A 14305-nucleotide genomic window follows, 5' to 3' on the forward strand; every position below is an offset into this window, starting at 1 on the left:
CTCAGGACAGGGCGGAGCCGGCCTTGTAGTTGGCCCAGGTGGTGTTCCAGTCGGTCCAACCGTTGCCGGGCTCCATCGTGCGGGTCGTGCCGGTGACGATGACCGGGTCGCCGCGGAGGGTCTGCTGGAAGTACCACTGGCCGTTCGCGAGGCTCATGCCGACGCAGCCGTGGCTGACGTTCTCGCTGCCCTGGCTGCCGGCCGACCACGGGGCGCCGTGGATGAACTCACCGGAGCTGGTGACTCGCTGGGCCCACTTCACGTCGTGGATGTCGTAGTACTCCGGGTCGCCGGGCTTGATGCCCACGGTCCGGGCGTCCATCCGCTTGACCGGGAACTTCTCCATGATCACCTTCACCCCGCTGCGGGTGGTGAAGCCGGACTTGCCGGCCGTGATCGGGATGGTCCGGGCCAGCTTGCCGTTGATGACGACGGACATCGTGTGCCGCTTGACGTCGATCCTGGTGACCACGGACTTGCCGATCGCGAACGAGATCTTCCGTCCGGCCGCGCCCCAGGTGTTCTTGCCGGCGTTCACGCCCTGCGTGTCGATACTGACCGTGACCTTGGTGCCGGCCGGCCAGTAGTTCTTCGGCCGGTAGTTGACCTGCTTGCTGTTCACCCAGTGCCAGCTGCCGTCGACCGGGACTGAGGTGGTCACCTTCAGCCGCTTCTCGACCGCGGCCCGGTCGGTGACCGGGTTGTTCCAGTAGATCTGGATCGGCATCGCGACGCCGACGGTCTCACCGTTCAGCGGAGCGACCGAGGCCTTCAGGCTCTTGGCGGCCTTCAGGGTCTTGAAGGTGGAGCTGATCGGCACGCTGGCGCCGTCGGTGCCCTCGGCGGAGCCGGTCAGCGTGTACGTCGCACCCGGCTTCAGCTGCGGTACGGCGGTCCACTCGTTCTTGTCGGTGTTGAAGCTGCCGGCCACCTTGTCGCCGTCGTCATCCTCGAGGGTGACGTCCTTCAGCGTGCCGACCGAGGTCTTCACGGTCACTTCGGTGTCCGGCTTGACCGAGCTCGCGCCCTTGGCCGGGACCACGGACACGCTGGCCGCGGCCGGGTCCTGGGTCGGCGTGGTGGACGCACCAGGAGTGGTCGACGCCCCCGGCGTACCACTGCTCTGGGTCGCGCCGGTCGTCGACGGCGAGCCGCCCGCCTCGGTGTCACTGCACGCGGTGCCGACCAGCAGCATCGCGCAGATCCCCGCCACGGCAAGGCCGTGCTTCCGCACCGAACCGATCACCATTCCCCAGCTCTCCCCTGTTCAAACCAACCGCCGCCCAGAGTAACCCGCCGAACCGACAGATCCCGGCAACGCATCGCCACTCAAGTGGTACGGACCACAACGGACCGTACTCCGGGTGGCACCCCCTAAGACGCACGAAGGCGCCATCCGGTTGGCTTCCGGATGGCGCCCGTACGGCGCTCAGCTAGTGAGCGTGGTCACCTCGGTAGTACTCGAAGATGAACCCCGACAGCGTCACGATGCCGATCCCGCAGCCGGCGATGAACAGCCACCAGCCGAACACGACACCCAGCACCACGACCGACAGGGTCAGCCCGCACCACAGCGGCCACCACGAGTACGGCGGAAAGAAGCCGAGCTCACCGGCCCCCTCGACGATCTCCGCTTCCTTGCGGTCCTCCGGCCGGGCGTCCATCCGGCGCGCGGTGATGCTCAGGTAGAACGCCACCAGCAGCGACAGGAAGAACGTCATCACCAGCGCTGTGGTGCCGGTCGGGTCCTCCGACATCAGCCAGTAGATCGGCGTGACGACCAGCACGAACACGCTCAGAATCCCGAAGACCCAGGCTTCGACCTTCACGCCTTGTCCTTCCCCTCGGTCTCGCTCGTCGCGGCCTGCCGCTCCAGGTGCTCGACCCGGCCCTCGTCCTCACCGGCGTCGAGCAGGTTGTCCTTCGGCGCCCGGTTGTCCGGGTACTCGGCCAGCGCGAGGTCTGCGTGGTGCAGGTCGAACGCGGGGCTCTCGGACCGGATCCGCGGCAGCCGGTCGAAGTTGTGCCGCGGCGGCGGCGAGCTGGTCGCCCACTCCAGCGAGCGGCCCCAGCCCCACGGGTCGTCCACGCCCACCAGCGGCGCCTTGCGCGACTTGTAGACGTTGTAGAAGAACGGCAGCATCGACAGGCCGAGCACGAAGGCGCCGATGCTGGACACCTCGTTCAGCGTGGTGAAGCCCTCGTTGGCGCCGTACGAGGCGTAGCGCCGCGGCATGCCCTCGACGCCGAGCCAGTGCTGCACCAGGAACGTGGTGTGGAAGCCGATGAACAGCAGCCAGAAGTGCAGCTTGCCGAGCCGCTCGTCGAGCATCCGGCCGGTCATCTTCGGCCACCAGAAGTAGAACCCGGCGAACATCGCGAACACCACGGTGCCGAACACCACGTAGTGGAAGTGCGCGACCACGAAGTACGAGTCGGACAGCTGGTAGTCCAGCGCCGGCGAAGCCAGGATGATGCCGGTCAGGCCGCCGAACAGGAAGGTGGTCAGGAAGCCCACCGACCAGAGCATCGGCGTGTCGAACGACACCGACCCGCCCCACATCGTGCCGATCCAGTTGAAGAACTTCACCCCGGTCGGGACTGCGATCAGGAACGTCATGAACGAGAAGAACGGCAGGTTCACCGCGCCGGTGACGAACATGTGGTGCGCCCACACCGCCACCGACAGCACCGCGATACCCAGCGTCGCGCAGACCAGGCCGATGTAGCCGAAGACCGGCTTGCGGCTGAAGACCGGCAGGATCTCGGTGATGATGCCGAAGAACGGCAAGGCGATGATGTACACCTCGGGATGCCCGAAGAACCAGAACAGGTGTTGCCACAGCAGTGGCCCGCCGTTCGCGGCGTCGAAGACGTGAGCCCCCAGGGCTCGATCCGCCTCCAGCATCAGCAGCGCGCCGGCCAGGATCGGGAAGGCGATCAGCACCAGGATCGAGGTCACCAGGATGTTCCAGGTGAAGATCGGCATCCGGAACATCGTCATGCCCGGCGCCCGCATCGTGATGATCGTGGTGACGAAGTTGACCGCACCGAGGATGGTGCCCAGACCGGCCATCCACAGGCCCATGATCCACAGGTCACCGCCGACGCCCGGCGAACGGACCGCGTTCGACAGCGGAGCGTAGGCGAACCAGCCGAAGTCGGCCGCGCCGCCCGGGGTGAAGAACCCGCTGATCGTGATCAGGCCGCCGAACAGGAACAGCCAGAAGCTGAACATGTTCAGCCGCGGGAACGCGACGTCCGGGGCGCCGATCTGGACCGGCATGATCACGTTCGCGAACCCGACGAACAGCGGCGTCGCGAACAGCAGCAGCATGATCGTGCCGTGCATGGTGAAGAGCTGGTTGTACACCTCTTCGTTCACGATCTGCAGGCCCGGCTTGGCCAGCTCGGCGCGGATGACCAGCGCCATCACACCGCCGATCAGGAAGAACGCGAACGAGACGATCAGGTACATGTGCCCGATCAGCTTGTGGTCGGTGGTGGTCAACCACTTGACCGCGAGCTGGCCTTTGCTGCGCCGCCGGGGCAGTGCGGTAGTAGCACCGATAGCGCCGGTGCGCTCGGCGAAGTCGGTCACTTCTCGCCCTCCTCTGGCCCATGACCAGGAATGGTGGTGGCGTCCTGGCCACCGGTCGCGGCGCCGGTCTGGCCCTTGGCGGCCAGGTCCCGCAGGTGCGCGTCGTACTCGGAGCGGGTGACGACCTTGACGGAGAAGATCATCCGGCTGTGGTAGAGCCCGCAGAGCTCCGCGCACTTGCCGGCGAACGTCCCGGTCTTGGTCGGGGTCAGCTCGAACTTGTTGGTCCGGCCCGGGATGACGTCCAGCTTGAAGTAGAAGGACGGGACCCAGAAGGAGTGGATGACGTCCGGCGAGGTCAGGTCGAACTGGACCGACTCGTTCACCGGGAGCCACAGCTCGGCAGGCTTGTCCAGCGTGCCGGTCTCCCAGACGCCCTCCTGCCCGTCGACGTTCTCCTTGTAGTTGAACGTCCACTGCCACTGCTGGCCGACCACGTTGATGTTGTGCTGCGACTGGTTCGACATCGCGGTGATCTGGTTGCCGTGCTCGACGGTGTAGTAGAAGAGCACACCGATGATCGCGAACGGCGCCAGTGTGTACAGCACCTCGAGCGGCAGGTTGTACCGCACCTGCTTGGGAGCGTCGTCGGTGCGCTTGCGGTACCGCACGACGACCCACAGGATCAGGGCCCAGACCATCACGCCGACGATCAGGGCGGCGATCCAGGCGCCGATCCAGAGGCTGCGGACAGCCTCGGTCCGGTCCGATGCGCCCTCGGGAAGCCCGAGTCGTTTCCACTGCTCAGTGGTTTCCGACGAACAACCGGTCAGCAGCAGGGTGCCGAGCACCACTCCCGTACCGACCAGCAGGCGTCGCTTTCCCGGACGTGTGGCGTCGGCAGGATATGCCGCGCGCTCGTCCACTCCGGGCGTGCCGTTCGAACCCACGGGGCGCCTTTCCCTTCCCAAGTGAGACTGACGACCAAACACTACTGGACACCTTCCGGCGTCCTGCGCATAGGTAGGGCCGAGAGCATGTCTGCCCCTCCGCTGCCTGCTGCGGGGCACTCGGTGGGCGTCTCGCTGCACTGGAGCAAAGGTCACGATGCTCCGCATCGAGCCCCTCACTCCAGCACACCGAGCCACTCCACCGAGCACCTCCTCGCGACGGCACCGGAGGGGCAGACATGCTCTAGCGTTTCCCGTGTGAGCGAGCGTGCATACCTGGACGCTGCGTCGGCGGAGGCTCTGCATCCGGCGGCGCGGGAAATGTTGCTCTCGGCAGTCGATTCCGGCTGGGCCGATCCGGTCCGGCTGCACCACGAGGGACGGACTGCGCGGCTGCTGCTGGACAACGCCCGAGCGGTGCTTGCGGACGCGGTCGGAGTGCGGCCGGACGAGCTTTTCCTGACCACCTCCGGTACGGCGGCCGTCCACGCCGGGCTGACCGCCATCCGGGCCGCCCGCAGGCGCGTCGGTACCGCGGTTGTCCACAGCGCCGTCGAGCATTCCGCCGTACTGCACACGGCCTCGAGCGACGGGGTCGAGGTGGGTGTGGACAGCGTCGGCCGGGTCGACCTGGACGCGTTCAAGGCTGAGGTGGGCAAGCCGGGAGTCGCGGTGGCCGCGCTGCAGTCCGCCAACCACGAGGTCGGCACGCGGCAGCCGGTCGAGGCGGCGGCTGAGGCGTGTGGCGACGTACCCCTGTTCGTGGACGCGTCCGCTTCGATCGGGCACGACGCCGTACCGGCCGGGTGGTCGGCGCTGGCCGCGAGTGCGCACAAGTGGGGTGGACCGGCCGGTGTCGGGCTGCTCGCCGTCCGTAAAGGGACCCGGCTGGCGCCGGCCTGGCCGATGGACGAGCGGGAGGACGGCCTCTCCCCCGGGTTCCCGGACGTCCCGAACACCCTGGCCGCCGCGGCCGCCCTGCAGGCCCGGCTCGCCGAGGCCGAGGACCTGAACAAGCAGCACCGGGCCTGGATCGACGAGCTCCGGCACCGCGTCGCCGCGGGCGTCCCGGACGTCGAGGTGGTCGGCGACCCGGACGACCGGCTCCCGCACGTGCTCACCTTCTCCTGCCTGTACGTCGACGGCGAGGCCCTCGTGACCGCTCTGGACGCGGAGGGCTTCTCCGTCTCGAGCGGCTCGGCCTGTACGTCGAGCACGCTGCGACCGTCCCACGTCCTGGCCGCGATGGGCGTCCTCACCCACGGCAACGTCCGCGTCTCGCTCAGCCGGAGCACGACGTACGGCGACATCGACCGGTTCGCCACCGTCCTGCCGGGCATCGTGCAGCGGATCCGGGCGGAGGTCGGCCTGTGAACACCGACCTCGACTGCCTCGGCCTGCTTTGCCCACTGCCTGTGATCAAGCTGGCGAAACTGCTGCCGACGATCGAGATCGGCGACACGATCACCGTGCTCGCCGACGACCCGGCCGCCGCCACCGACATCCCGGCCTGGTGCCGCCTCCGCGGCCAGGAGCTCGTCTCCGCAGACTCCCCGCACTACGTCGTACGACGTCTCAATTGAGCACAGCGTCGTACGACGACTTGGCTAAAACCTCTCGCGGTGCCGTCGGCTCCGTTGGCACACTGCGGTCCGTGACCGACTTCTCGTACAAGCCCACGCTGACCGGTGAGCTCGTGATCCTGCGTCCCGTGGACGAGGCCGACTACGAAGCACTCGCCGAGGCGATGGCGGACCCGGACGTGACCAGGCTGACCGGGAGCCATGGGGAGATCGGTGAGGAGAAGGCCCGGCAGTGGTACCGGACCCGGAACGACCAGACCGACCGCCTCGACCTGGCGATCGTGGACAAGGCGACCGGCGCGACCGTCGGCGAGGCGGTGCTGAACGAGTGGGACCCGGACAACCGGTCCTGCAACTTCCGGATCCTGATCGGCCCGTCCGGCCAGGGTCGTGGGCTCGGCACCGAGGCCACGAAGCTGATCGTCGGCTACGGCATCGAGGAGATCGGGCTGCACCGGATCAGCCTCGGCGTGTACGCGTTCAACCCGCGGGCCCAGCGCGCGTACGAGAAGGCCGGTTTCGTCGTCGAGGGCCGGCTCCGCGACGAGCTCTACTGGGACGGCGAGTGGGTCGACTCGATCGTGATGTCGGTCCTGGCACCGGAGTGGAAAGCTAATCTCTGACGCGTGATCCACGCCGAGCGCATTGCCGTACTGACCGGGGCCGGGATCTCCACCGCGTCCGGGATCCCCGACTTCCGCGGGCCGCAAGGCCTGTGGACGAAGAATCCGGCCGCGGCGGCGATGTTCGACATCGACGAGTACGTCGCCTCGCGGGCGGTCCGCGTGGAGGCCTGGAAGCACCGGCTGGCCGCGCCCGCCTGGACCGCCGAGCCGAACCCGGGCCACCTTGCCTTGGTCGACCTGGAACGCCGGGGCCGGCTCACCGGCCTGATCACCCAGAACGTCGACGGCCTGCATCAGAAGGCCGGGTCCTCCCCCGAGATCGTCCACGAGCTGCACGGCACGATCTGGTTCGTCGACTGCCTCGAGTGTGGCCGGCGGGTTCCGATGGCCGACGTACTCCCCCGCCTCGACGCCGGTGAGGAAGACCCGGGGTGCGAGGTCTGCGGTGGCATCCTGAAGTCCGCCACGGTCTCCTTCGGTCAATCGCTCGACCAGCGCGTCCTCGACGCGGCCGTCGCCGCCACGGAGGCCGCCGACCTGTTCCTGGCCGTCGGCACGTCGCTGCAGGTCTACCCGGCGGCCGGCCTGTGCGACATCGCCCTCGGCCTCGGCAAGCCCCTCATCATCCTCAACGCCGAGCCCACGCCGTACGACGAGCAGGCGACCACCGTCCTACACACCCCGATCGAGACGACGCTCCCGGGGCTCCTCGGCTGAGGCTTGGGGTGAGCGCGGGTTGTGGGTTGGCGGTACGACGCGGGTGTGGTTTCGCGGGCTCCGCTGCGGGAGGGTGCTAGTCGGGGCGGCGAGTTGTCGAATTTGGTTGGGATTTCTGGCTCGGCGGCGCCATTTTTGACGACTCGACGGCCCAGGCGTGGGGGTGGAGTGACCGTTCCGTGATCTTTGAGGTCTCCTCAGGGGGAATCGGGCGGGTTAGCGTCCGCGGCAGGATCAACGGGAGGGGACCGTGATGCGTGGGGTCAGGCGATGGACGGCGGGGTTCACCGCGGCTGCGGTGATCGTGCTCGGGCTCGGTACGGCGACGCCGGCGCCGGCCCAGTCGGCAGCGGATCGGGTGATCACGTTGGCGGGGTCGCTGCAGAGCGAGCTGGGGTGCCCGGGTGACTGGGATCCCGCGTGTCCGGCGACGAGCCTCGGTACGGCGGCGCCGTACGCGAAGACGTTCGACGTCCCGGCCGGCTCGTACGAGTACAAGGTCACCGTCAACGGCAGCTGGGACGAGAACTACGGCGCCGGCGGTGTCCTGAACGGCCCGAACATCCCGCTGCGGATCGAGGGCCCGGCCAAGCTGGTCTTCAGCTACGACGACACCAGCCATGTCGTCTCGGTGAAGCCCGTCGACCTGGCCGGGTCGACCGTGACGCCGGCGGACAAGGCGCTGTCGACACCGAGCCTGCGGCAGGACCTGACCAAGGAACGGTTCTACTTCGTGATGGCGGACCGGTTCGCCAACGGGGACACGTCCAACGACGCCGGCGGACTGACCGGCGACCGCCTCGCCACCGGCCTCGACCCGACCGACAAGGGCTTCTACCACGGCGGCGACCTGGCCGGCGTGATCGAGAAGCTCGACTACATCAAGTCCCTGGGTACGACGTCGCTCTGGCTCACCCCGTCGTTCAAGAACCGGCCGGTGCAGGGCGCCGGCAGCGACGTCAGCGCCGGGTACCACGGCTACTGGATCACCGACTTCACCCAGATCGACCCGCACCTGGGCACGAACGAGGACATGAAGCGGCTGATCAGCCTCGCCCACGCCAAGGGGATGAAGGTCTTCTTCGACATCATCACCAACCACACCGCGGACGTGATCGCTTACCAGTCCGGGCAGTACGGCTACATCTCCAAGGCGACGTCGCCGTACAAGGACGCGTCGGGCACCGTCTTCGACGACAAGGACTACGCCGCCGGTGACACCTTCCCGCCGCTGGACCGCAACACCTCGTTCCCGAACGTCCCGGTGTTCCGGACCCCGGCCGACGAGACCGTCAAGGTCCCGGCCTGGCTGAACGACCCCACGCTGTACCACAACCGCGGCGACTCGACCTTCGCCGGTGAGTCGGCCGAGTACGGCGACTTCGTCGGGCTGGACGACCTGTTCACCGAGCAACCGAAGGTCCGCGACGGGATGATCGACGTCTACAGGACGTGGGCCGAGTTCGGCATCGACGGGTTCCGGATCGACACCGTCAAGCACGTCAACATGGAGTTCTGGCAGAAGTTCTCGCCGCAGATCCTGGCGGCGGCGCAGGGCGCGGGGTCGAAGGACTTCTTCATGTTCGGCGAGGTCTTCGACGCCGACCCGAAGTTCATGTCGACCTACACCACCCAGGGCGCGCTGCAGGCGACGCTGGACTTCGGCTTCCAGCAGAACGCGGTCGCGTTCGCCAAGGGCGACCCCGGCACCAAGCTGCGCGACCTCTACGCGAACGACGACTACTACACCGACGCGGACTCGAACGCGTACCAGCTGCCGACCTTCCTCGGGAACCACGACATGGGCCGGGTCGGCACCTTCCTCAAGCAGGGCGGCGCCGCCGGCCAGGAGCTGCTGGCCCGCGACAAGTTGGCGCACTCGCTGATGTTCCTCACCCGCGGTCAGCCCGTCATCTACTACGGCGACGAGCAAGGCTTCACCGGTCCCGGCGGTGACAAGGACGCGCGGCAGGACATGTTCGCGACGCAGACCACGGACTACAAGGACGACGAGATCGTCGACGGCACGGGGACGACGACGATCGGCAGCCAGGACCGGTACGACGTCGACGCGCCGATGTACAAGCACATCGCGGCGTTGCAGAAGCTACGGGCGAAGTATCCGGCCCTCGCCGACGGCCGCCAGGTCCACCGGTACTCGTCGAACTCCGGCGGGCTGTACGCGTTCAGCCGCCTCGGCGCCGACAACGTCGAGTACGTGGTGATTGCCAACAATGCGACAACTGCACAATCGGCAACCATCCCGACGTACGGTCCGAACACCTGGCTGAAGCCGGTCTACGGCGGCTCGCAGGCCGTCAAGACCGACCGCGAAGGCCGCGTCGTGATCAGCCAGCCACCGCTGTCGGTGACCGTGTACCAGGCCGCGAACAAGGTCCCGAACCGCAGCAAGGCGCCTGCCGTCTACATGAGCTCGCCCGAGCTGGGCGCGACGGTCGGTGGGCGGGCCGAGATCGGCGCCGAGGTGCCGGAGAACACCCCGGTGACCGTGACCTTCGGCTACCGCCCGGTGGGTACGACGGCCTGGCAGCGACTCGGCTCCGACGACAACGCGCCGTACCGGGTCTTCCAGGACGTGTCCGCGCTGCCGAAGGGCACTCTGCTCGAGTACCGCGCCGTACTGAAGGATGTGTCCGGCAACTACTCGGTGTCCGGTTCGTACGGCGTGGTCGGCGACGCACCGAAGCCCGGTGGCGGCGGTGGCGGGACCGGACCGGTCGTCCAGCCGGCCAACGTGAGCGTGCCCGGCGACCACAACAGCGAGATGGGCTGCCCGGCCGACTGGTCTCCGGACTGCGACCAGGCGCAGCTGACGCTGGACCCGCAGGACAAGGTCTGGAAGGGCACGTACACGATCCCGGCCGGTGAGCACGCCTACAAGGCCGCGATCAACAAGACCTGGGACGAGAACTACGGCGCCGGCGGTAACCAGAACGGCGCGAACATCTCCTACATCGCACCGAACGGCCCGGTCAGCTTCTACTACGAGCACGGCCGCCACTACGTCACGTCGAGTGCCGAGGGCCCGCTCATCACCGTGCCCGGCACCTTCCAGAAGGCGCTCGGCTGCACGAACGACTGGGATCCGGCCTGCATGCGACCCTGGCTGACAGACCAGGACGGCGACGGCACGTACACCTGGTCGACGACGGAGATCGGAGCGGGGAGCTATGAGGCCAAGGTCGCGCACAACCTGTCCTGGGACGAGAGCTACCCGGCCAACAACATTCCGATCACCGTGCCCGCGGACGGCCTGGTCGTCACGTTCAACTACGTCCTTGCGACGCACGTGCTGACGGTCACCACGTCCACACCGGGCGCCCAGCCGGACCTCAGCCAGGCCAAGGCGTACTGGCTCAGCAAGGACACCCTCGCCGTACCGGCGGTCGCGCACCCGGAGCGGTTCCGCTGGCGGCTGCACTGGTCGTACGACGGCTCCCTCAAGGTCGACGCGGACGACATCGGCGGCTCGTCGGCCGGTCTGCGCTACGACACCCGCGAGGTCCGTCCCGGGTACACGACGCTGCGGCTCGACCATGCCGATGTGAAGAAGATCCTCACCGGCCAGCTCGGCCTGGCGCAGTACGACGACGCCGGGCGACTGCTCGACGCGACCGGCGTCCAGATACCCGGTGTCCTCGACGACGTCTACGGGAGCGCGACCGGGCGCTCGTACGGAGTCACTTGGAAGGGTCAGCCGACCTTCACCCTCTGGGCTCCGACAGCGCAGAACGTCAAGCTACTGATCGGATCGTCCACCGTCCCGATGCGCCGCAACGACGACGGCTCGTGGACGGCTTCCGGACCACAGTCGTGGAAGAACGCGCCGTACCGCTACGAGGTCACCGTGTTCGCGCCGTCGACCGGCAAGGTGGAGACGAACGTCGTCACCGACCCGTACTCGGTCGCGCTCACGACCGACTCGACGCACTCGGTCGCGGTCGACCTCGACGATCCGACCGGGAAGCCCGCCCTGTGGTCGGACACGCCGACGCCGAAGCTGGCAAGGTCGGTCGACTCGACGATCTACGAGCTGCACGTCCGGGACTTCTCGATCAACGACACCACGGTTCCGGCCGCCCACCGCGGCACGTACCTCGCCTTCGCCGACGAGGGCAACGGGACGGAGCATCTGCGCGCGCTGGCGGCCGCCGGGCTGAACACGGTCCACCTGCTGCCGACGTTCGATATCGCGTCGATCCCGGAGACCGGTCAGCAGTCGCCGGCGTGTGACCTCAAGTCGTTCCCGCCCGACTCCGAGCAGCAGCAGGCCTGCGTCACCGCGGTCGCGGCGAAGGACGGCTTCAACTGGGGGTACGACCCGTTCCACTGGCTCGCGCCGGAAGGCTCCTACGCGACCCAGCGTGACGGGCTGGCCCGGGTCGCCGAGTTCCGCACGATGGTCGGCGGACTGCACAAGTCCGGGCTGCGCGTCGTACTGGACCAGGTCTTCAACCACACGCCGTCGGCCGGCCAGGCGCCGACGTCGGTGCTGGACAAGGTCGTGCCCGGCTACTACCAGCGGCTGAACGCGACCGGCAAGGTCGAGACGTCGACGTGCTGCAGCAACATCGCCACCGAGCACGCGATGGCCGAGAAGATCATGGTCGACGGCACCGTCAGCTGGGCCAGGAACTACCGGGTCGACGGGTTCCGGTTCGACCTGATGGGCCACCACAGCAAGGCGAACATGCTCAAGGTCCGGGCCGCGCTCGACAAGCTGACCCTGGCCAAGGACGGCGTCGACGGCAAGAAGGTCTACGTGTACGGCGAGGGCTGGAACTTCGGCGAGGTCGCGGACGACGCGCTGTTCGTGCAGGCCCGGCAGGGCAACCTCGGCGGCACCGGCATCGGCACGTTCTCCGACCGGCTGCGCGACGGGGTCCGCGGCGGCGGCCCGTTCGACGAGAACCCGCGGATCCAGGGCTTCGGGTCCGGCGCCGCGAGCGACCCGAACGGCGACGCGGTCAACGGCACCCCGGCAGAGCGCGCGAAGCGGCTCGCCCACGACACCGACCTGATCCAGCTCGGGCTCGCGGCGAACCTGCGGAGCTTCTCGTTCCGCTCCGCCGAGACCGGCGCGGTCGTCCGCGGCGACGCGGTCGACTACAACGGCAACCCGGCCGGGTACGCCGACCAGCCGGACGAGGTGGTCACGTACGTCGACGCGCACGACAACGAGACGTTGTGGGACGCGCTGACCTACAAGTTGCCGACGGCACTGACCATGTCGGACCGGATCCGGATGAACACGGTGTCGCTGGCGACCACCGCCCTGGCCCAGACCCCGTCGTTCTGGCACGCGGGCGCCGACCTGCTGCGGAGCAAGTCGCTGGACCGGAACTCCTATGACTCCGGCGACTGGTTCAACACGCTCGACTGGACCGGCGCCGACAACGGCTTCGGCCACGGCCTGCCGCCGAAGCCGGACAACGAGGCCAAGTGGTCGTTCATGAAGCCGCTGCTGGCCGACCCGGCCCTGAAGCCGACCGCAACGGAGGTCGGCACGGCGTCAGCGGCAGCGCAGGACCTGCTGAAGCTCCGCTTCTCGACGCCGTTGTTCCGGCTCGGGTCGGCCGACCTGATCAACGCGAAGCTCAGCTTCCCGTTGAGCGGCGCCAATCCCGGCGTGATCACGATGCGGATCGACGACACCGTCGGCCCGAACGTCGACCCGGCACTCAAGGGTGTCCTGGTCGTCTTCAACTCGACCGGCTCGGCCGTCACGCAACAGGTCCCAGGCCTGGCCGGCGCCAACCTGTCCCTGTCCCCGGTTCAGGCCGCCGGATCGGACCCGGTGGTGAAGCAGACGACCTGGACCGCGGCGTCCGGCACCGTCACAGTTCCGGCCCGCACGGTCGCCGTACTCGTGCAGAAGTAGTCAGGTCAGGAGACCGACCAGCCATTGGTCGGTCTCCGGCTGGCCCGACTTGCTGCCCGTGGCGGACAAGGTGAGCTGCGTGGACAGGTCTGCCGAGTGGAAGCTGATCGTCAGGTAGTTGAGGAACCCGCCGTGGTGGCCCCAGACGACCTGTCCGTCCGGCAGTCGCCGCCGCACGATTCCTAGGCCGTACCCGAACGAGTCGTCCGCCTCCACGACGGTCAGCATCGCCTCCAGCTCGGCCTCCGCAAGCAACTCGCCACCCAGGACGGCCGCGTAGAACCGGTTGAGATCGGCCGCCGTCGACACCACTTCGCCGGCCGCCCAGGCCTGCGAGGCGTTGCACCGGGCGATGTCGACGTACTCGTCGTCGATGTTCAGGTAGGCGTGGGCGTGCGGCTCCGGCAGCTCCACGTCGTCTCCCGGCAGCACGGTCCGGCGAAGTCCGGCCGGGTCCAGGATCCGCTCGCGCACCTGATCGCCGTATGCGCCTCCGGTGACCGCTTCGATCAGCAGGCCGAGGGCGATGTAGTTCGTGTTGCAGTAGGACCATGAGCCGCCCGGTTCGAACTGGCGCGGCTTGCCGACCGCGACCCGGAGCGTCTCGCGGGAATCCCTGTGCAGGTGGCGGTCCCGGAAGACTCCCGCCGCGTCCGGAAGGTCGTCGGTGTAGTTGTGTAGCCCGCTGGTGTGGTTGAGCAGCTGCCGAACCGAGATCCCAGCCGGCACCTCCGGCAACCAGTCCCGCGCGGGCGCATCCAGCTGCAGCTTGCCCTCTCCGACAAGCTGCAGAACGACGACGGCGGTGAAGGTCTTGGTGAGACTGCCGGCCCGGAACCACCCGTCAGGATCGACCGGGCGATCCGTCCCGAGCTCCGCGACTCCACTCGAGCCGACCCAGGTCCGCTCCGGCGACCGAGAGTGCAGAAGCACCCCGGCCGCGCCTTCCTCCACCAGTGAATCGAGAAACCTCTGCATGCCCCACC

General features: G+C 68.1%; 10 protein-coding genes. 5 read left to right on the forward strand and 5 right to left on the reverse strand.

Annotation, left to right across the window (positions count from 1 at the left end):
* Position 1: 1 nt before the first annotated feature.
* The 4 genes from AB0H36_RS38995 to coxB all read right to left on the reverse strand — a co-directional run bounded on the left by AB0H36_RS38995 (position 2) and on the right by coxB (position 4491).
* Positions 2–1249, reverse strand: a complete 1248-nt coding sequence (locus AB0H36_RS38995) for an Ig-like domain-containing protein (RefSeq protein ID WP_360535465.1) — start codon at positions 1247–1249, stop codon at positions 2–4.
* Between the two features lie 184 nt (positions 1250–1433).
* Positions 1434–1829, reverse strand: coding sequence for a cytochrome c oxidase subunit 4 (locus tag AB0H36_RS39000; RefSeq protein WP_360535467.1), 396 nt, complete (start codon positions 1827–1829; stop codon positions 1434–1436).
* Positions 1826–3571 carry a cytochrome c oxidase subunit I gene (ctaD, locus tag AB0H36_RS39005; RefSeq protein ID WP_360535512.1) on the reverse strand — a complete coding sequence of 582 codons (1746 nt, stop codon included), beginning with the start codon at positions 3569–3571 and terminating at the stop codon, positions 1826–1828. Before ctaD ends, AB0H36_RS39000 begins: the two co-directional genes overlap by 4 nt.
* 26 nt (positions 3572–3597) lie before the next feature.
* Positions 3598–4491: a cytochrome c oxidase subunit II gene (coxB, locus tag AB0H36_RS39010; protein ID WP_360535469.1), complete on the reverse strand. Its 894-nt coding sequence runs from the start codon at positions 4489–4491 to the stop codon at positions 3598–3600.
* Between the two features lie 258 nt (positions 4492–4749).
* On the opposite strand from coxB, the gene AB0H36_RS39015 reads away from it, so the two are divergent.
* From AB0H36_RS39015 to pulA, 5 genes are all read left to right on the forward strand, one after another.
* On the forward strand, positions 4750–5865 hold the full coding sequence (locus AB0H36_RS39015; RefSeq protein ID WP_360535471.1) for an aminotransferase class V-fold PLP-dependent enzyme: 1116 nt from the start codon (positions 4750–4752) through the stop codon (positions 5863–5865).
* Positions 5862–6074 (forward strand): sulfurtransferase TusA family protein, encoded by a 213-nt coding sequence (locus AB0H36_RS39020; RefSeq protein WP_360535473.1) that lies wholly within the window; start codon positions 5862–5864, stop codon positions 6072–6074. Before AB0H36_RS39015 ends, AB0H36_RS39020 begins: the two co-directional genes overlap by 4 nt.
* Before the next feature lie 71 nt (positions 6075–6145).
* The gene (locus AB0H36_RS39025) at positions 6146–6697 is read left to right on the forward strand and encodes a GNAT family protein (RefSeq protein WP_360535475.1); all 552 of its coding nucleotides are present in this window, start codon (positions 6146–6148) and stop codon (positions 6695–6697) included.
* 3 nt (positions 6698–6700) lie between these two features.
* Positions 6701–7417, forward strand: a complete 717-nt coding sequence (locus tag AB0H36_RS39030; RefSeq protein ID WP_360535476.1) for a Sir2 family NAD-dependent protein deacetylase — start codon at positions 6701–6703, stop codon at positions 7415–7417.
* A gap of 253 nt (positions 7418–7670) precedes the next feature.
* Positions 7671–13319, forward strand: a complete 5649-nt coding sequence (gene pulA, locus AB0H36_RS39035; RefSeq protein ID WP_360535478.1) for a pullulanase-type alpha-1,6-glucosidase — start codon at positions 7671–7673, stop codon at positions 13317–13319.
* Here pulA and AB0H36_RS39040 read toward each other — a convergent pair whose 3' ends face one another.
* Positions 13320–14297, reverse strand: coding sequence for a serine hydrolase domain-containing protein (locus AB0H36_RS39040; RefSeq protein ID WP_360535480.1), 978 nt, complete (start codon positions 14295–14297; stop codon positions 13320–13322).
* Positions 14298–14305: the final 8 nt, after the last annotated feature.

It is taken from the genome of Kribbella sp. NPDC050820 (assembly GCF_040653975.1).
GTDB lineage: Bacteria > Actinomycetota > Actinomycetes > Propionibacteriales > Kribbellaceae > Kribbella.